14 protein-coding genes are annotated in these 18,615 nt (G+C 51.9%); 6 read left to right on the top strand and 8 right to left on the bottom strand.

From position 1 onward, the window contains the following. Positions 1–4: 4 nt before the first annotated feature. Together A9180_RS01135 and A9180_RS01130 are read right to left on the bottom strand one after the other, a co-directional pair. On the bottom strand, positions 5–433 hold the full coding sequence (locus A9180_RS01135; protein ID WP_064525351.1) for a PTS sugar transporter subunit IIA: 429 nt from the start codon (positions 431–433) through the stop codon (positions 5–7). A gap of 4 nt (positions 434–437) precedes the next feature. Next, on the bottom strand, positions 438–2,183 hold the full coding sequence (locus A9180_RS01130) for a class I mannose-6-phosphate isomerase (RefSeq protein ID WP_064525348.1): 1,746 nt from the start codon (positions 2,181–2,183) through the stop codon (positions 438–440). A gap of 187 nt (positions 2,184–2,370) precedes the next feature. Here A9180_RS01130 and A9180_RS01125 point away from each other — a divergent pair, with 187 nt between their 5' ends. From A9180_RS01125 to caiF, 5 genes are all read left to right on the top strand, one after another. After that, positions 2,371–3,378 carry a LacI family DNA-binding transcriptional regulator gene (locus A9180_RS01125; RefSeq protein ID WP_064525345.1) on the top strand — a complete coding sequence of 336 codons (1,008 nt, stop codon included), beginning with the start codon at positions 2,371–2,373 and terminating at the stop codon, positions 3,376–3,378. A gap of 131 nt (positions 3,379–3,509) precedes the next feature. After that, positions 3,510–4,331 carry a 4-hydroxy-tetrahydrodipicolinate reductase gene (gene dapB / locus A9180_RS01120; RefSeq protein ID WP_064525342.1) on the top strand — a complete coding sequence of 274 codons (822 nt, stop codon included), beginning with the start codon at positions 3,510–3,512 and terminating at the stop codon, positions 4,329–4,331. A 456-nt stretch (positions 4,332–4,787) separates the two neighbouring features. Continuing rightward, on the top strand, positions 4,788–5,936 hold the full coding sequence (gene carA, locus A9180_RS01110) for a glutamine-hydrolyzing carbamoyl-phosphate synthase small subunit (RefSeq protein ID WP_064525337.1): 1,149 nt from the start codon (positions 4,788–4,790) through the stop codon (positions 5,934–5,936). A 17-nt stretch (positions 5,937–5,953) separates the two neighbouring features. Next, positions 5,954–9,172 (top strand): carbamoyl-phosphate synthase large subunit, encoded by a 3,219-nt coding sequence (carB, locus tag A9180_RS01105; protein ID WP_064525334.1) that lies wholly within the window; start codon positions 5,954–5,956, stop codon positions 9,170–9,172. A 260-nt stretch (positions 9,173–9,432) separates the two neighbouring features. After that, a complete protein-coding gene (gene caiF, locus A9180_RS01095; RefSeq protein ID WP_064525331.1) occupies positions 9,433–9,828 on the top strand; it encodes a carnitine metabolism transcriptional regulator CaiF in 396 nt (131 codons plus the stop codon). A 117-nt stretch (positions 9,829–9,945) separates the two neighbouring features. On the opposite strand, the gene caiE is transcribed toward caiF, so the two are convergent. The 6 genes from caiE to caiT all read right to left on the bottom strand — a co-directional run bounded on the left by caiE (position 9,946) and on the right by caiT (position 17,362). Continuing rightward, entirely contained in the window at positions 9,946–10,536 is a 591-nt protein-coding gene (gene caiE / locus A9180_RS01090) for a carnitine operon protein CaiE (protein ID WP_064525328.1), read from the bottom strand. Between the two features lie 5 nt (positions 10,537–10,541). Then, positions 10,542–11,327: a crotonobetainyl-CoA hydratase gene (caiD, locus tag A9180_RS01085; RefSeq protein WP_064525324.1), complete on the bottom strand. Its 786-nt coding sequence runs from the start codon at positions 11,325–11,327 to the stop codon at positions 10,542–10,544. Positions 11,328–11,436: 109 nt separating this feature from the next. After that, positions 11,437–12,990 (bottom strand): crotonobetaine/carnitine-CoA ligase, encoded by a 1,554-nt coding sequence (gene caiC, locus A9180_RS01080; RefSeq protein WP_064525321.1) that lies wholly within the window; start codon positions 12,988–12,990, stop codon positions 11,437–11,439. A 72-nt stretch (positions 12,991–13,062) separates the two neighbouring features. Further along, on the bottom strand, positions 13,063–14,280 hold the full coding sequence (caiB, locus tag A9180_RS01075; RefSeq protein ID WP_064525318.1) for an L-carnitine CoA-transferase: 1,218 nt from the start codon (positions 14,278–14,280) through the stop codon (positions 13,063–13,065). Between the two features lie 394 nt (positions 14,281–14,674). Further along, complete coding sequence (gene caiA / locus A9180_RS01070; protein WP_000347117.1) at positions 14,675–15,817, bottom strand: crotonobetainyl-CoA dehydrogenase; 1,143 nt, start codon at positions 15,815–15,817, stop codon at positions 14,675–14,677. Between the two features lie 30 nt (positions 15,818–15,847). Further along, a complete protein-coding gene (gene caiT, locus A9180_RS01065) occupies positions 15,848–17,362 on the bottom strand; it encodes an L-carnitine/gamma-butyrobetaine antiporter (protein ID WP_064525315.1) in 1,515 nt (504 codons plus the stop codon). Between the two features lie 472 nt (positions 17,363–17,834). Here caiT and A9180_RS01060 point away from each other — a divergent pair, with 472 nt between their 5' ends. Then, positions 17,835–18,605 carry an electron transfer flavoprotein FixA gene (locus A9180_RS01060; RefSeq protein ID WP_064525310.1) on the top strand — a complete coding sequence of 257 codons (771 nt, stop codon included), beginning with the start codon at positions 17,835–17,837 and terminating at the stop codon, positions 18,603–18,605. The last annotated feature ends 10 nt before the right edge of the window (positions 18,606–18,615 follow it).

Here is an 18,615-nt window from a genome sequence, read left to right as displayed (position 1 = left end):
TCCTTTAAAAATCATCTGGCTGAACGGATAACACCGGGGCGGCTTTGACAAGCGTCGGTGCGGTCAATGCCAACAGTTCTATGGCGGCGGCGTGAACATCGGTTAAATGGCGGATCTCTTCACTAAGTAAGAGCATAGGGAAATTGACGCCCGCGACTACGGCGACAGGCGGTTTGGTTGAGGGTGAAAAAGCATGTTGGCAGGCCACATTCCACGGTGTGCCGCTTTGTAGGTCACACAGCACCAGAACGCCGTCGCTATCTTGTCCGGCGTGCTCCAGCGTCAGGGCGAAATCACGTTTAAAACCTTCTATGCCCGCTTCTTCACTTAAGGTGACGGTAAAAACGTGGAGTAGCTCACCGTAGACCATCCGGCTACTGGTCAGTAACGCTCCGGCAAGTGGGCCGTGGGTCGCAACAATAAGGTTAATCATCAGCTTATCCTCTGACCCAGGCTTTCATGGTCGCCAGTTGTTGCCCGATGCCTTTGCCAAAGGGGGCGATGCGATATTCCCCGACCGCGGCAGGGATAATAAACGTCTCGGCATAGTGGATAACGAACGATTCGAAGGCGTCGGTGGGGCTTTCAACGATAGCTTCGGCACCTTCCACCAGATTCAGCACGTTGACGCAGCCGTAGGTGTGATGCATCACTGGCGCGGTAAACCAGTGGCGGCGGGTTTCGATAAACTCCCGTTCATGCATTCCGGTACGCTCTTCTCGCCAGCCGTTACCTTCGGCGAGTGGTTCAATCCGATTCACCAGATTTTCATGCACCCACTGCGTATCGCGCTGCCAGTCAATTACCTGCTCGCCGTGTTCCAGATGGACAGGGCGCGGTAATCCATCGAGCCCCAGACGTCCCCAATCCCACAACTTGAAGGTGAAAATATAGGGCGTTGCGCTGATCTCCAGCACCATCGTACCCGCACCAGAGCAGTGCACAGTTCCGGCGGGAATCAAAAAGTGGTCGTGTTTACATGCCGGGATCTGATTCACAAAGCGGGCATCATCAAAGGCTTTTTCGCCACATTCTGCCGCCTGAAGATCGGCCAGCATCTCTTGTGGCTGTGTACCGGTTTTGGTTCCTAAATAAACCACCGCGTCAGGTTCTGCTTCCAGAATGTAGTAACTTTCATCCTGGGTGTAGTGCATCCCGAACTGCTGCTGAATGTATTCCGTCACCGGATGCACCTGAAAACTCAGGTTCTGCCCGCCAATGGTATCGAGAAAGTCAAAACGAATCGGAAACTCCGCGCCAAAGCGGGCGTGGACTTTTTCACCCAGCAAAGGGCGCGGGTAGAGAAGCACCAGATCCTGTGAGGGGATCTCGATCCGCACGTTGCCAAAACGCAGTAACAGGCTGTTTTCCTCGGGCACGCAATCAAAACACCATGCGTAATTTGGCGCGGAGGGATCGAGATCGAATTGTTGTTTCATCCATTGACCGCCCCACACGCCGGGATCAAAGAATGGCACGACGCGAAACGGTCGCGTGGTGGTGTGCTGTAACGCACAACGTAGCGCTTCACCGCTAACCATCGCGGGAGACGCTTTTATGGTGGTATCCAGCAGATAATCAGCGCGTTTCAGAAGTGGGGCTTTGTGTTTATCGAACACGCGCCACTCAATAAAAAATGCTCGTTTATAGCGGCGCAGCAGGTCTTCATCCGGGTTTTCTGCTCCCCAGTTTCCCAGCCCGTCGTGACGCATTCGTTGCTGAATTTCCCAACGCGGCATATCGGCATAAATCAACACATCGCCTTCATGAGCCAGTGCGGCACCGGAACCGTAGAGAACGACTACGCCGTTCTGAATATCTTCAACTTGCTGGCGCAGTTGCTTCAGTTTTTCTGCATCATAAAATTCAGCAAGCTGATGGCAGGAAAGCACGCCGAACACGCGATCATCAGTAAGATTTCGCGCCAGCAGTTCATGCAGCGCCTGCGGCGTGCGGCGCGCCGATTCGACATTCAGTACCTTTACTGCATTGAGTATTGGCAAAAAATGCTGCTCAAGTTCAGCCAGTTGCACACCGGGGTAGCAGTCAATAACGACCACCGTTTTGGCCGATGCCGAAGCCCTGTCGTTAATTTCGTTGCAGATCGACGCCCAGCCGCTCCAGGCCTGATTGTCGTATCCCCGAACGGCAACTTCCGGGAATTTGTTATAGGTTGATCGCATTTTCGGCCTCCGTGTTTTCTAAACAGAGATTAATCGATTAACCTTGTTATGACAGCGTGGTTAACGCGATTAACCCGGCATATTCGATAACAGATAGCGAAAATGGCATTGTTATGTGAGAAGCGTCACAGGGATATTTGAGCAAAAAGATTAACCGATTAACCTTCGATAGTGTTCAGGAGAAAAGATGACAACAGTAACGCTGGCGCAGGTTGCAGAGCGAGCGGGAGTTTCTACAGCGACAGTCTCGATGGTGTTGCGTAATCGGGGGCGGATCTCGCAGGCAACGCGCGAGAGAGTATTAAAAGCTCTGGATGATGCCGGTTATGTCTATAACCAGACAGCGGCGAATTTACGCAATCGCAGTAGTAATCAGGTCGGGTTATTGCTGCACGATATTACTAACCCATTTTACGGCGAAATGACCGCCGGACTGAGTCACGAAATGGAGCGTCATGATCTGCTGCTCTTTCTGGCGAATAGTGAAGAATCTGGCGAGCGGCAGCAAAAGTTTGTTGATTCTCTGATGCGCAATAACGCCTGTGGCATGGTGTTGTGTGCGGCGCGGGAAACGCCAGCCTCCTTTTTTGAGGCGTTAAAGCGGCGCAATATTCCTGCCATTATGGTGGTGCGCCCGTTAAGCGATCCTGATTTTGACTTTGTCGGAACCGATAATTTTCTCGGTACGCAAATGGCGACCACACACTTAGTGAAAATGGGGCATAAGAACATTGCCTTTATTGGCGGCAGCCCGCACTCCGGTAGCCGTGCGCAACGTATTGGCGGTTTTACCAGCACCTTACTGGAACATGGGATATCACCTAATCCACAATGGATTGTTGCCGCGCAGGCTAACCAGTCAGACGGTGCAAAAGTGGCTGAATCGCTATTGGCGCGCTATCCGCACATTACCGCTGCTGTTTGCTATCAGGATATTGTCGCATTGGGCGTCATGCAGGCATTACGGAAAATGGGGCGGGAACCAGGGCGGGATTTTGCGCTGGTGGGATTTGACGATATCACCGAAGCCGCGCTGGTACAGCCAGCGCTTACCACCGTTTCGGTGGCGGCAAAAGAGATTGGTCGCAAGGCCGGGGAACTGCTCTACAGCCGCATTCAGGGTAATGATGAACCACCAAAACGGATCATTTTGCCACCGGCATTAGTGGTCAGAGAATCATGCGGTTTTCGCTGATTTCAACGGTTTTGCTGATGACACCTCCTGTTTTACATTTAATTCTAATTATCGCCGTTTTTCGCTGGCAGCGTCGCGATACGCTGGGTACTCTGAAACGGTTTACGCAAAATTAACAAGAGAGAATAGCTATGCATAATGCAAACATTCGCGTGGCCATCGCGGGAGCGGGTGGTCGCATGGGGCGGCAGTTGATTCAGGCGGCGCTGGCGCTGGAAGGCGTAGAGCTTGGCGCGGCGCTGGAGCGCGAGGGATCTTCTTTACTGGGCAGCGACGCCGGTGAACTGGCCGGAGTCGGAAAAACGGGCGTTACCGTGCAAAGCAGTCTCGATGCGGTAAAAGATGATTTCGACGTATTTATCGATTTTACTCGTCCGGAAGGCACGCTGAATCATCTGGCATTTTGTCGCCAGCATGGCAAAGGGATGGTGATCGGCACGACGGGGTTTGACGAAGCAGGCAAACAGGCTATTCGTGATGCCGCCGAGGATATTGCGATTGTCTTTGCCGCTAACTTTAGCGTCGGTGTCAATGTCATGCTTAAGCTGCTGGAGAAAGCCGCTCAGGTAATGGGTGACTACACTGACATCGAAATTATCGAAGCACATCATCGACATAAAGTGGATGCGCCGTCAGGCACCGCGCTGGCGATGGGGGAAGCGATTGCCCATGCGCTGGATAAAGATCTCAACGATTGCGCCGTTTACAGTCGTGAAGGCCATACCGGTGAACGAGTGCCAGGCAGCATTGGTTTTGCTACCGTCCGTGCCGGTGACATCGTTGGCGAACATACCGCCATGTTTGCTGATATTGGCGAACGGCTGGAGATTACCCATAAGGCTTCCAGCCGCATGACCTTTGCTAACGGCGCAGTAAGGTCGGCACTGTGGCTGAATGGCAAGCGAAATGGTCTTTTTGATATGCGAGATGTGCTAAATCTTACTAATTTGTAGCAATTAAACATTGCTATTGATGCAAAAATAACTCGTTTAATTTTATGATTTTACAGGCCTTTGTTTTTAAGGCCTTTTATTTTGATTGTTTTAATCATGTTTGAATGAAAAGTGGTAAAAAATATATATTTTGTCGTTTGTTTTTGTTGTTTTAATGTAAATTTTGACCATTTGGTCCACTTTTTATCGTGCCGCATCTATTGAATACATTCTTCTCACTGCGCAAGCGTTTTCCAGACAGAGTTAGCTGATCTTTTTGTCGGTTAATGCGATTAAAACATGCATGAGCCATAAAATAACATAAAAAATCCCGCCATTAAGTTGACTTTTAGCGCACTTATATCCAGAATGCCGCCGTTTGCCAGAAATTCGTCGGTAAGCAGATTTGCATTGATTTACGTCATCACTGTGAATTAATATGCAAATAAAGTGAGTGAATATTCTCTGGAGGGTGTTTTGATTAAGTCAGCGCTATTGGTTCTGGAAGACGGAACCCAGTTTCACGGTCGGGCCATAGGGGCAACAGGTTCGGCGGTTGGGGAAGTCGTTTTCAATACTTCAATGACCGGTTATCAAGAAATCCTCACTGATCCTTCCTATTCTCGTCAAATCGTTACTCTTACTTATCCCCATATTGGCAATGTCGGCACTAATGACGCTGATGAAGAATCTTCTCAGGTACATGCACAAGGTCTGGTGATTCGCGACCTGCCGCTGATTGCCAGCAACTTCCGTAATACCGAAGACCTCTCTTCTTACCTGAAACGCCATAACATCGTGGCGATTGCCGATATCGATACCCGTAAGCTGACGCGTTTACTGCGCGAGAAAGGTGCACAGAATGGCTGCATTATCGCGGGCGATAACCCGGATGCGGCGCTGGCGTTAGAAAAAGCCCGCGCGTTCCCAGGTCTGAACGGCATGGATCTGGCAAAAGAAGTGACCACCGCAGAAACCTATAGCTGGACACAAGGGAGCTGGACGCTGACCGGCGGCCTGCCAGAAGCAAAAAAAGAAGACGAGCTGCCGTTCCACGTCGTGGCTTATGATTTCGGCGCCAAACGCAACATCCTGCGGATGCTGGTGGACAGAGGCTGTCGCCTGACCATCGTTCCGGCGCAAACTTCTGCCGAAGATGTGCTGAAAATGAATCCGGACGGCATCTTCCTCTCCAACGGTCCTGGGGACCCGGCCCCGTGCGATTACGCTATTACCGCCATCCAGAAATTCCTCGAAACCGATATTCCGGTATTTGGCATTTGCCTCGGTCATCAGCTGCTGGCGCTGGCGAGCGGTGCGAAGACCATCAAAATGAAATTTGGTCACCACGGCGGCAACCATCCGGTTAAAGATGTGGAGAAAAACGTGGTGATGATTACCGCCCAGAACCACGGTTTTGCGGTGGACGAAGCAACATTACCTACAAACCTGCGTGTTACGCATAAATCCCTGTTCGACGGTACGTTACAGGGGATTCATCGCACCGATAAACCGGCGTTCAGCTTCCAGGGCCACCCTGAAGCCAGCCCGGGGCCGCACGACGCAGCGCCGTTGTTCGACCACTTTATCGAGTTAATTGAGCAGTACCGTAAAACCGCTAAGTAATCAGGAGTAAAAGAGCCATGCCAAAACGTACAGATATAAAAAGTATCCTGATTCTGGGTGCGGGCCCGATTGTTATCGGTCAGGCGTGTGAGTTTGACTACTCTGGCGCACAAGCATGTAAAGCCCTGCGCGAAGAGGGGTACCGCGTCATTCTGGTGAACTCCAACCCTGCGACCATCATGACCGACCCGGAAATGGCCGATGCGACCTACATCGAGCCGATTCACTGGGAAGTGGTACGCAAGATTATTGAAAAAGAGCGTCCGGACGCGGTGCTGCCGACGATGGGCGGCCAAACGGCGCTGAACTGTGCGCTGGAACTTGAGCGTCAGGGGGTGCTGGAAGAGTTCGGCGTCACCATGATTGGTGCTACCGCCGACGCGATTGATAAAGCAGAAGATCGCCGCCGTTTCGATGTTGCGATGAAGAAAATCGGCCTCGAAACCGCGCGTTCTGGTATCGCACACACCATGGAAGAAGCCCTGGCGGTTGCCGCTGACGTTGGCTTCCCGTGCATTATTCGCCCATCCTTTACCATGGGCGGTAGCGGTGGCGGTATCGCCTATAACCGCGAAGAATTTGAAGAAATTTGCGCCCGCGGTCTGGATCTCTCCCCAACCAAAGAGCTGCTGATTGATGAGTCGCTGATCGGCTGGAAAGAGTACGAGATGGAAGTTGTGCGTGATAAAAACGATAACTGCATCATCGTCTGCTCTATCGAAAACTTCGATGCGATGGGCATCCACACCGGTGACTCCATCACTGTCGCACCAGCGCAAACGCTGACCGACAAAGAATATCAAATCATGCGTAACGCCTCGATGGCGGTGCTGCGTGAAATCGGCGTTGAAACTGGCGGGTCCAACGTCCAGTTTGCGGTTAACCCGAAAAACGGTCGTCTGATTGTTATCGAAATGAACCCGCGTGTGTCGCGTTCTTCGGCGCTGGCTTCAAAAGCGACCGGCTTCCCGATTGCCAAAGTGGCGGCGAAACTGGCGGTTGGTTACACTCTTGACGAGCTGATGAACGACATCACTGGCGGGCGTACTCCGGCCTCCTTCGAGCCGTCCATCGACTACGTGGTGACCAAAATTCCTCGCTTCAACTTCGAGAAATTCGCAGGTGCGAACGACCGTCTGACCACCCAGATGAAATCGGTTGGTGAAGTGATGGCGATTGGTCGCACGCAACAGGAATCCCTGCAAAAAGCCCTGCGCGGTCTGGAAGTCGGTGCGACTGGTTTCGATCCGAAAGTGAGCCTTGATGATCCGGAAGCCCTGACCAAAATCCGCCGCGAACTGAAAGATGCAGGCGCAGAGCGTATCTGGTACATCGCCGATGCTTTCCGCGCGGGCCTGTCTGTCGATGGCGTCTTTAACCTGACCAACATTGACCGCTGGTTCCTGGTACAAATTGAAGAACTGGTGCGCCTGGAAGAGAAAGTGGCGGAAGTTGGTATCAACGGCCTCGACGCGGACTTCCTGCGTCAGTTGAAACGCAAAGGCTTTGCCGATGCGCGTCTGGCTAAACTGGCGGGCGTGCGCGAAGCGGAAATCCGCAAGCTTCGTGACCAGTACAACCTGCACCCGGTCTACAAACGTGTGGATACCTGTGCGGCAGAATTCGCCACCGACACGGCATACATGTACTCCACGTACGAAGATGAGTGCGAATCCAACCCGTCCACCCGTGACAAAATCATGGTCCTTGGCGGCGGCCCGAACCGTATCGGTCAGGGTATCGAATTCGACTACTGCTGCGTACACGCCTCGCTGGCGCTGCGTGAAGACGGTTACGAAACCATTATGGTTAACTGTAACCCGGAAACCGTTTCTACCGACTACGACACTTCAGACCGTCTCTACTTCGAGCCGGTAACCCTGGAAGATGTGCTGGAAATCGTGCGTATCGAGAAGCCGAAAGGCGTTATCGTCCAGTACGGCGGTCAGACCCCGCTGAAACTGGCACGCGCGCTGGAAGCCGCTGGCGTGCCGGTTATTGGCACCAGCCCGGATGCTATCGACCGTGCAGAAGACCGTGAACGCTTCCAGCATGCGGTTGACCGTCTGAAACTGAAGCAACCAGCTAACGCTACCGTTACCGCTATTGAGATGGCAGTAGAGAAGGCGAAAGAGATTGGCTACCCGCTGGTGGTGCGCCCGTCTTACGTTCTCGGCGGTCGGGCGATGGAAATCGTCTACGATGAAGCCGACCTGCGTCGCTACTTCCAGACGGCGGTGAGCGTGTCTAACGATGCTCCGGTACTGCTGGACCACTTCCTTGATGACGCGGTAGAAGTGGACGTGGACGCCATCTGCGACGGCGAAATGGTGTTGATTGGCGGCATAATGGAACACATCGAGCAGGCGGGAGTGCACTCCGGTGACTCTGCATGTTCTCTGCCAGCCTACACCTTAAGTCAGGAAATTCAGGATGTGATGCGCCAACAGGTGCAGAAACTGGCCTTCGAATTGCAGGTGCGCGGCCTGATGAACGTGCAGTTTGCGGTGAAAAACAACGAAGTCTACCTGATTGAAGTTAACCCGCGTGCGGCGCGTACCGTTCCGTTCGTCTCCAAAGCCACCGGCGTACCGCTGGCGAAAGTGGCAGCGCGCGTAATGGCAGGCAAAACGCTGGCCGAGCAGGGCGTGACCAAAGAAGTCATCCCGCCGTATTACTCGGTGAAAGAAGTGGTGCTGCCGTTCAACAAATTCCCGGGCGTTGACCCGCTGTTAGGGCCAGAAATGCGCTCCACCGGGGAAGTGATGGGCGTCGGTCGCACCTTCGCTGAAGCGTTTGCCAAAGCGCAGCTGGGCAGCAACTCCACCATGAAGAAACAGGGCCGTGCGCTGCTCTCTGTGCGTGAAGGCGACAAAGAGCGCGTGGTGGACCTGGCAGCAAAACTGTTGAAACAGGGCTTCGAGCTGGATGCAACCCACGGTACGGCGATTGTGCTGGGCGAAGCGGGTATCAATCCGCGTCTGGTAAACAAAGTGCATGAAGGTCGTCCGCACATTCAGGACCGTATTAAGAATGGCGAATACACCTACATCATCAACACCACTTCAGGTCGCCGCGCGATAGAAGACTCCCGCGTGATTCGTCGCAGTGCGCTGCAATATAAAGTGCATTACGACACCACCCTGAACGGCGGTTTCGCCACCGCGATGGCGCTGAATGCCGATGCGACCGAAAAAGTTATTTCGGTGCAGGAAATGCACGCACAGATCAAATAATAGCGTGTCATGGCGGATATGTTTTATCCGCCATTTTGATCGAATAACTAATACGGTTCTCGAAAGAGGACCGTTTTTTTTACCTGTAAAGCAAAACTTTGTTGGAATTCATATTTTTGATGGCGTAAGCAGGATTTTGCTCACACTAATCCTTCGTTAGGTTGCATACTATCGATATATCCACAATTTTAATATGGCTTTGTTTAATTGCTTCAAAACGAGTCATAGCCAGTCTTTTAATTTGTGAAACTGGAGTTCGTATGTGTGAAGGATGTGTTGAAAAACCACTCTATTTGTTAATCGCCGAATGGATGATGGCTGAAAATCGTTGGGTGATAGCAAGAGAGATCTCTATTCATTTCGATATTGAACACAGCAAGGCGATTAATACCCTGACTTATATTCTGTCGGAAGTCACAGAAATAAGCTGCGAAGTTAAGATGATCCCTAATAAGCTGGAAGGACGGGGATGCCAGTGTCAGCGACTGGTAAAAGTGGTCGATATCGATGAGCAAATTTACGCGCGCCTGCGCAATAACAGTCGGGAAAAATTAGTCGGTGTAAGAAAGACGCCGCGTATTCCAGCTGTTCCGCTCACGGAACTTAACCGCGAGCAGAAGTGGCAGATGATGTTGTCGAAGAGCATGCGTCGTTAATTTAATCTCCTTGATACCGCGCGGCCAGTTCGCCGGATGCGATGCTGGCGCATCTTATCCGGCCTACGGGGTGTTTTCCAGCCAGGTTGGATAAGGCGTTTACGCCGCATCCGACAGCTATCGCTTTGGCGTCACATCCGTCGTCCCCTGCAAACGGGGGCGATTTTCCTCCATTTGCCTCAATGGCTGCGTTTCATGTAACGCTGTATGGCAGCGCCCAACTAGATCCTGATACTCTTTGGTATTCAACCGTTTCCAGTGTAGCTCGTCGTCACTAACACTGCGCACCGCGCGGGCTGGCGTACCCATCAACAACTGGCGTTTCTCGCCACTAAAGCCCGCTTTGACAAAGCTCATGGCGGCAACAATGCTCTCTTCGCCAATGACCGCGCCATCCATAATCACGCTGTTCATCCCGACCAATGCATCACGACCAATCACGCAGCCATGCAGGATTGCACCATGACCGATATGACCGTTTTCCCCCACAATGGTGTCTGTGGCGCAGTAGCCGTGCATGATGCAGCCGTCCTGAATATTGGCTCCCGCTTGCACAATCAACCGTCCGTAATCACCGCGCAGTGAGGCGAGGGGACCGATGTAAACACCGGCTCCCACAATCACATCGCCAATTAACACCGCGCTGGGATGGACAAACGCCGTCGGGTGAACCACCGGAATTAATCCCTCAAAGGCGTAATAGCTCACGGTTATTAACGTCCTTTCCACACCGGATTACGCTTCTCGGCAAACGCCAGCGGCCCTTCAATGGCATCTTCCGAATGCAGAACTGATGGATAGTGTTTCAACACGCCGCTGCGAATATAGCGATATGCTTCCTCTACTGGCATTTCACTGGTGGTGCGGTAGATCTCTTTCAGCGCCGCGATCGCCAGTGGCGCGCTGTCAACCAGCTGCTGCGCCAGTTCACGGGCGTTGTCCATCAGTTCCGCCTGGCTAACCACGCGGTTGACTACCCCCCAGCGCAGCGCCTCTTCTGCGCTCATCCGTCTGCCGGTCATCACCATTTCATTGACAATGGCAGGCGGCAGGATCTTCGGCAGGCGCAGCACGCCGCCGCTGTCCGGGACAATACCCAGTTTGGCTTCCGGCAGGGCGAAGCTGGCGTTCTCCGCACAGACAATAAAATCTGCCGCCAGCGCCAGTTCAAAGCCGCCGCCAAAGGCGTAGCCGTTCACGGCAGCGATGACTGGTTTATCCAGATTGAAAATTTCGGTTAATCCTGCAAAACCGCCAGGCCCAAAGTCAGCATCCGGCGCTTCGCCTTCTGCTGCCGCTTTTAAATCCCAGCCGGCAGAGAAGAATTTCTCTCCGGCTCCGGTAATAATAGCGACACGCAGTTGCGGATCGTCACGGAAATTAAGAAATACTTCGCCCATCTCAAAGCTGGTTTTTGCATCAATAGCATTCGCTTTTGGGCGATCAAGGGTAATTTCCAGAATTGATCCATTGCGGGTCAGATGTAATGATTCACTCATTCCTTTTCTCCATTTTTACTTTTTCAGGGACGACGACATCCCTGCAAAAAAATGCATATTATTTTAGAGCGTGATTATTGTCTGACAGGATAATTCCCTGCCATTATGTTTATTTCAGATTCTTTCTGATTATTTTCCCCGAGCAATTACGTGGCAGATCTTTTCTGATCTCCAGATAAGATGGCACTTTAAATTTCGCCATATTTTGTTCACAGAAGCAGAAAAATTCTTCCTCACTCAATGTTTCACCTTCATTCAGCACCACAAAGGCCTTTATAGCTTCATCGCGAATAGAATCTTTAATACCAACAACCACAATGTCCTGAATTTTCGGATGGGCGGAGATAATATTTTCCAGCTCCACGCAGGAGACATTCTCCCCACCGCGTTTAATCATATTGCAGCGACGATCGACGAAGTAAAAAAAGCCCTCTTCGTCGCGGTATCCTGTATCGCCAGTATGCAGCCAGCCATCGGCTTCCAGGACTCTGGCTGTGGCTTGCGGGTTGAGAAAGTACTCTTTGAAGATGGTTTTCCCTGGTTCGCCTTTAATGCAGATTTCGCCGATCTCTCCCGCCGGGAGCGGACGATTGTGATCGTCGCGGATCTCCGCTTCGTAGCAAAAACCTGCACGACCAATTGACGGCCAGCGACGCTTATCGCCGGGGCGATCGCCGATAATGCCCACAATGGTTTCCGTCATCCCATAAGATGTCAGCAAGCGAACGCCGAAGCGTTCACAAAAGGCGTCTTTTTCCTGCTCCGACAGGTTGAGATAAAACATCACTTCCCGCAGGCAGTGTTGTCGATCATTCGCAGAAGGCGGCTGCACCATCAACGTACGGATCATCATCGGAATACATTCGGTGACGGTGGCACGGTACTTCTGTACCTGTCCCCAGAAGGCGCGGGCGCTGTATTTCTCGACCAGCACAAAGGTGGCTCCGGCAGAAAACGCCGCCATCGCCGCGGTACACTGGCAATCGATATGAAACGCAGGCATCACCGTCAGGTAGACGTCATCGTCACGCAGGGCGCACTGCCAGGCTGAGTAGTATCCAGCGAAGCGTAGGTTGTAATGGGTAATCACCACTCCTTTCGGTCGGGAGGTGGTGCCGGAGGTAAAGAGGATTTCCGCCGTATCGTCGGTTGATAGCGGCGGTGCATAGCACAAAGTGGCAGGTTGTTGATCTTTTAGTTGAATAAACGAACTCGTGCCATCTTCAGCGGGAAGCGCCACATCTGTCAGGCAAATATGTCGCAGCTGCGTGACATCTTCCTGCTGAATCTGTCGATACATAGAATAAAATTGCGCACTGGTTACCAGCAGGCACGCCTGGCTATTTTGCAGGATCCACGCGCTCTCTTCGCGCAGCAGGCGGGCGTTAATCGGCACCATAATCGCGCCAATTTTCGCCAGCCCGAACCAGCAAAAGATAAATTCCGGGCAGTTGTCGAGATGTAGCGCGACCTTGTCGCCTTTGCGGATCCCCAGCGCATAAAACAGGTTTGCGGTACGGTTAATTTCCTGATTTAGCTCAAGATAACTGTACTGGTTAACGACTCCACCGCTGGATTCACAAATCAGCGCCGTTTTATGACCGTAAACGTCCGCCAGATCGTCCCACATTTGACGTAGATGTTGTCCGCCAATGATATCCATTGCACCTCTATCCATTTTGTTCGTTTGTAATTGGGCGGGCGCTAGTCAGGCAAGCCGACTGGCGCCACGCGTTTAGTCCTCAACTTTGGCCAGACCTTTGCTGACCAACTCCTGAATGTCGTTTTCGCTGTAGCCGATGGTTTTCAAAATGGCCGCCGTGTCCATGCCGTGCGACGGCATTCCGCGCCAGATTTGGCCAGGGTTATTTTTGAATTTCGGCATCACGTTCGGGCCTTTGCAGGTGCGACCATCCATCGTTTGCCACTGGGTGATTGATTCACGGGCCACATACTGTGGATTGTTTTCCAGTTCCGGTACGGTCAACACTTTGGCGCAGGCGATATTCAGCTCGGCAAAGCGTTCTTTTACTTCTGCGATGGTATGTACCGCCAGCCAGGCATCGAGTTTCTCTTCTACCAGTGGGCCGTAAGGGCATTCGATACGGTGGATAAGCTGGGTGCCTTCCGGGATTTCTGGCGTACCAAGCAGATGCGCGAGGCCAATATCTTTAAAGCACTCTGCAATCTGAGTAATGCCCACCAGTTCCATTACGATGTAGCCGTCGGCACATTTGTACAGACCGCAACCTGCATAGTAGGGATCTTTACCTTTGGTCATGCGCGGACACATTTCGCCGCCGTTGAAGTAATCCATCATGAAGTACTGACCCATACGCAACATCACTTCGTACATGGCGATGTCGATACTTTCGCCTTTACCGGTTTCACGCACTTTATGCAGTGCTGCCAGCGCCGCAGTGGTAGCGGTCAGGCCAGAAAAGTAATCGGCGGTATACGGGAAAGCTGGCATTGGCTGATCAACATCACCGTTCTGAATCAGGTAACCACTAAAGGCCTGGGCGATGGTGTTATAGGCCGGAAGATTGGTGTACTCCTCGGTGCCGTACTGACCAAAACCGGACAGGTGAGCAATAACCAGTTTCGGGTTGTGCTGCCACAGGACTTCATCGGTAATGCCACGACGGGCAAAGGCCGGACCTTTACTGGCTTCGATGAAGATATCGGTGGTTTCCATAAGTTTCAGAAACGCTTCGCGGCCTTCATCTTTGAAGATATTTAACGACAGTGCGTGCAAATTGCGGCGGGAGAGCTGCGGGTAGTTCGGTTGAACACGAATGGTGTCGGCCCAGGCGACGTTTTCGATCCAGATAACTTCCGCGCCCCATTCCGCGAACATTTGCCCGGCGAACGGCCCGGCGATTTCAATACCGGAGAAGACAACCCGTAATCCAGCCAGCGGTCCGAATTTCGGCATCGGTAGATGATCCATATTAGCTCCTGAAAAATTTATGTAGCGCATGATTGCCGGATGCGGCGTAAACGCCTTATCCGGCCTACGAACACCGCACCTTGCGTGAAAATACGCATGGCCCTGTAGGCCTGATAAGACGCGGCAAGCGTCGCATCAGGCAGCGGCGCACGGTTGCCGGATGCGGTATAAACACCTTATCCGGCCTACGAACACCGCACCTTGCGTGAAAATACGCATGGTCCTGTAGACCTGATAAGACGCGGCATGCGTCGCATCAGGCAGCGGCGCACGGTTGCCGGATGCGGTATAAACACCTTATCCGGCCTACGAACACCGCACCTTGCGTGAAAATACGCATGGTCCTGTAGGCCTGATAAGACGCGGCAAGCGTCGCATCAGGCAGCGCACGGACTTAGCGGTATTGCTTCAGCACCGCGCGACCCAACGTCAGGATCTGCATTTCGTCAGATCCCCCGGAGACGCGGTCTACACGCAGGTCACGCCAGAAGCGGCTGATGCGGTGGTTGCCCGCAATCCCGACACCGCCCAACACCTGCATTGCGCTGTCCACCACTTCAAACGCCGCATTGGCGCAGAAGTATTTACACATCGCCGCATCGCCAGAGGTGATGGTGCCGTTGTCTGCTTTCCACGCTGCTTCATACAGCATGTTTTTCATGGAGTTTAATTTGATCGCCATATGGGCGAATTTTTCCTGAATCAACTGGAAACGGCCAATAGCCTCGCCAAACTGCACACGCTGGTTGGCGTAGCGCGCCGCATCTTCAAAGGCGCACATCGCAGTACCGTAGTTGGTGAGGGCTACCAGGAAACGTTCGTGGTCGAACTCTTCTTTGACGCGGTTAAAGCCATTACCTTCCCGACCGAACATGTCTTTCTCGTCCAGTTCCACGTCGTCAAAGGTGATTTCACAGCAGCTATCCATACGCAGGCCGAGCTTCTCAAGTTTGGTCACTTTGATGCCCGGTTTGCTCATATCAACAAACCATTCGGTGTAGACAGGTTTGTCCGGAGAAGCCCCGTCGCGCGCCATCACCACGATGTACGGGGTGTAGGCGCTACTGGTAATAAAACACTTACTACCATTGAGGTAAATCTTACCATTTCTACGGGTATAAGTCGTTTTCAGGCTACCCACGTCGGAGCCCGCGCCCGGTTCGGTAATCGCTGAGTTCCACATCTGCTTACCGGTGCCGCGAAACGCCATAATCTTGTCGATCTGCTCTTGGGTGCCTTCACGCAGGAAGGTGTTAAACCCGCCCGGCAGCTGGTACAGCACGTAGGTTGGCGCCCCCAAACGACCCAGTTCCATCCACACAGCGGCAAGAGTGACGAATCCCGCATCCAGACCACCGTGCTCTTCCGGGATCAGCAGGCTATCGATACCCATATCTGCCAGTGCTTTGACAAAACGTTCGGGGTAGACGCTGTCACGGTCGCACTCGGCAAAATAGGCCTCCCAGTTTTCGCTGGCCATCAGTTCGCGGATACCGGCGACAAACAGTTCCTGCTCATCATTCAAATTAAAATCCATCTTTCAACCTCTTGATATTTTGGGGGTTAATTAATCTTTCCAGTTCTGTTTCGCGTCTTTAATAAAGGAGAGCGTCACCATAATGTTGACGAAGAACAGCGGGCATCCTCCGGCGATAATGGCGGTTTGAATCGGTTTCAGGCCGCCGAGCGCCAGTAGAACAATGCCGATAATGCCTACCAGAATTGACCAGCCGATACGCACCAGCAGCGGCGGTTCTTCACCGTCGCGCACTTCGCGACAGGTAGACATCGCCAGGGTGTAAGAGCAGGCGTTAATCAGGGTAACGGTGGCAATAAAGCAGAGAATAAAGAAGCCCCACATGGTGGCGGTGCTGAGTGGAAGAGCGGCCCAGGTTTCGATGATGGCGCGCGCCACACCGTACTGTTCGATCAGGTTTGGAATGTTGATGATGTTTTTATCCATCAACAGCAGAGTGTTACTGCCGAGCACGGTCCACAGGATCCAGGTGGATGCTGTCAGGCCCATCACCATACCAAAGCACAGTTCACGCACGGTACGTCCACGGGAAATACGGGCCAGGAAAATACTCATCTGGATGGCGTAAATTACCCACCACGCCCAGTAGAACACGGTCCAACCCTGCGGGAAGCCACCTTTGCCAACGGCATCGGTATAGAACAACATGCGCGGCAGATACATCAGCAACATCCCCACCGAGTCGGTGAAGTAGTTCATGATGAAGCTGGCACCGCTGACGATGAATACCCAGCCGAGCATCAGGAAACTCAGATAGCTGCGCACGTCGCTGGCGATTTTTACCCCTTTTTGCAGACCACAGGCTACGCAGATAGCGTTGAGGATGATCCAGCAGGTAATGATGATGGCGTCCAGTTGCAGAGTATGCGGAATACCAAACAGATACTGCATACACTCGGTTACCAGCGGTGTGGCAAGACCCAGGCTGGTACCCATTGCGAAGATCAGCGCCACCAGATAGAAGTTATCGACGATAGTACCAAACAGCCCTTTGGCGTGTTTTTCGCCAACCAGTGGTACGAGGGTAGAGCTGGGGCGAATCACATCCATTTTGCGGACAAAGAAGAAGTAAGCGAAGGCGACTGAAAGGAAGCTGTAAGTGGCCCACGGCAGAGGTCCCCAGTGGAACAAGCTGTAAGCCAGCCCCAGTTCTTTTGCACCAGTAGAGTTTGGTTCTAAAGCAAATGGCGGCGTGGAAATGTAGTAGTAGATTTCAATTGATCCCCAGAACAGTACGGCGGCTGACGTACAGGAGGCGAACATCATAAAGATCCAACTGGCGGTGCTGAACTCGGGTGGTTCGTTACCTAAACGCTTTTTGGCATACGGGCCAAACACCAGCCAGAACCAGCCGAAAAGCATCACCACCATATACCATTCAAACGCCCATCCCCATACATTGGTGACGTAACTGAATACGGCATTAATAACGACATTAGCCGCATCCAGATCTCTGACTGTAAGCCAACAGAGTATGCCAACAATTATTAACGGCGGAAAGAATACCTTCGGTTCTATTCCCGTTTTTCTCTTTTCATTCTTCATGAGTTAATTCCACTGTGAAAACGAATATTTATTTTGCGTTCCCGTTTGTTTTATTTTTGTTAACATTTAATATAATTATTATTAACCTCGTTGACGCGTTAATGGCTAACTCATAATGGGTATTCAGTTGGCTGTGTTCTGTGATGCCTATCACGTTTTGTTATTGGCTGAAAATAGCGAATATCGATGTGAATATTCATTATTAATCAATTGCATATCGCTATTTTTGAGTAAAAAAATAGCATCTGACTTTCAATATTGGTGATCCATAAAACAATATTGAAAATTTCTTTTGGCTACGTCGTGTTTTCAATATTGGTGAGGAACTTAACAATATTGAAAGTTGAATTTATCTGCGTGTGACATTTTCAATATTGGTGATTAAAGTTTTATTCCCGAATTAAAGGACGTGATATCTGTAATTAACACCACCGATATGAACGACGTTTCCTTCATGATTTCTGGAGATGCAATGAAGATTATTACTTGCTATAAGTGCGTGCCTGATGAACAGGATATTGCGATCAATAATGCTGATGGTTCATTAGACTTCAGCAAAGCCGATGCGAAAATAAGCCAATACGATCTGAACGCTATTGAAGCGGCTTGCCAGTTAAAACAGCAGGCGGCAGAGGCGCAGGTGACGGCCTTAAGTGTGGGCGGTAAAGCTCTGACCAACGCCAAAGGGCGTAAAGATGTGTTGTCGCGCGGCCCGGATGAACTGATTGTAGTGATTGATGATCAGTTCGAGCAGGCACTGCCGCAACAAACTGCGACCGCACTGGCTGCGGCTGCCCAGAAAGCAGGCTTTGATCTGATCCTCTGCGGCGATGGTTCTTCTGACCTTTATGCCCAGCAGGTTAGTTTGCTGGTGGGCGAAATCCTCAACATTCCAGCAGTTAACGGTGTCAGCAAAATTCTCGCCCTGACGGCAGATACCCTCACCGTTGAGCGCGAACTGGAAGATGAAACAGAAACTTTAAGCATTCCGCTGCCTGCGGTTGTTGCTGTTTCCACTGATATCAACTCCCCACAAATTCCTTCGATGAAAGCCATTCTCGGTGCGGCGAAAAAGCCAGTCCAGGTGTGGTCGGCGGCGGATATCGGTTTTAACGCGCAGGCAGCCTGGTCAGAACAACAGGTTGCCGCACCGAAACAGCGCGAGCGTCAGCGCATCGTGATTGAAGGCGACGGCGAAGAACAGATCGCCGCATTTGCTGAAAATCTTCGCAAAGTCATTTAATTACAGGGGA

The sequence above is a fragment of the Escherichia sp. B1147 genome, assembly GCF_001660175.1.
In the GTDB taxonomy this organism is placed as follows: Bacteria; Pseudomonadota; Gammaproteobacteria; order Enterobacterales; family Enterobacteriaceae; genus Escherichia; species Escherichia whittamii.
Note: the sequence above shows the minus strand (reverse complement) of the source record. Positions and strands in the feature narration are given on the sequence as shown.

Excerpts from the sequence above, each read along its gene's own strand:
- A9180_RS01135 (WP_064525351.1), bottom strand. The coding sequence starts at position 433 with ATGATTAACCTTATTGTTGCGACCCACGGCCCACTTGCCGGAGCGTTA.
- A9180_RS01130 (WP_064525348.1), bottom strand. The coding sequence starts at position 2,183 with ATGCGATCAACCTATAACAAATTCCCGGAAGTTGCCGTTCGGGGATAC.
- A9180_RS01125 (WP_064525345.1), top strand. The coding sequence starts at position 2,371 with ATGACAACAGTAACGCTGGCGCAGGTTGCAGAGCGAGCGGGAGTTTCT.
- dapB (WP_064525342.1), top strand. The coding sequence starts at position 3,510 with ATGCATAATGCAAACATTCGCGTGGCCATCGCGGGAGCGGGTGGTCGC.
- carB (WP_064525334.1), top strand. The coding sequence starts at position 5,954 with ATGCCAAAACGTACAGATATAAAAAGTATCCTGATTCTGGGTGCGGGC.
- caiF (WP_064525331.1), top strand. The coding sequence starts at position 9,433 with ATGTGTGAAGGATGTGTTGAAAAACCACTCTATTTGTTAATCGCCGAA.
- caiD (WP_064525324.1), bottom strand. The coding sequence starts at position 11,327 with ATGAGTGAATCATTACATCTGACCCGCAATGGATCAATTCTGGAAATT.
- caiC (WP_064525321.1), bottom strand. The coding sequence starts at position 12,990 with ATGGATATCATTGGCGGACAACATCTACGTCAAATGTGGGACGATCTG.
- caiB (WP_064525318.1), bottom strand. The coding sequence starts at position 14,280 with ATGGATCATCTACCGATGCCGAAATTCGGACCGCTGGCTGGATTACGG.
- caiA (WP_000347117.1), bottom strand. The coding sequence starts at position 15,817 with ATGGATTTTAATTTGAATGATGAGCAGGAACTGTTTGTCGCCGGTATC.
- caiT (WP_064525315.1), bottom strand. The coding sequence starts at position 17,362 with ATGAAGAATGAAAAGAGAAAAACGGGAATAGAACCGAAGGTATTCTTT.
- A9180_RS01060 (WP_064525310.1), top strand. The coding sequence starts at position 17,835 with ATGAAGATTATTACTTGCTATAAGTGCGTGCCTGATGAACAGGATATT.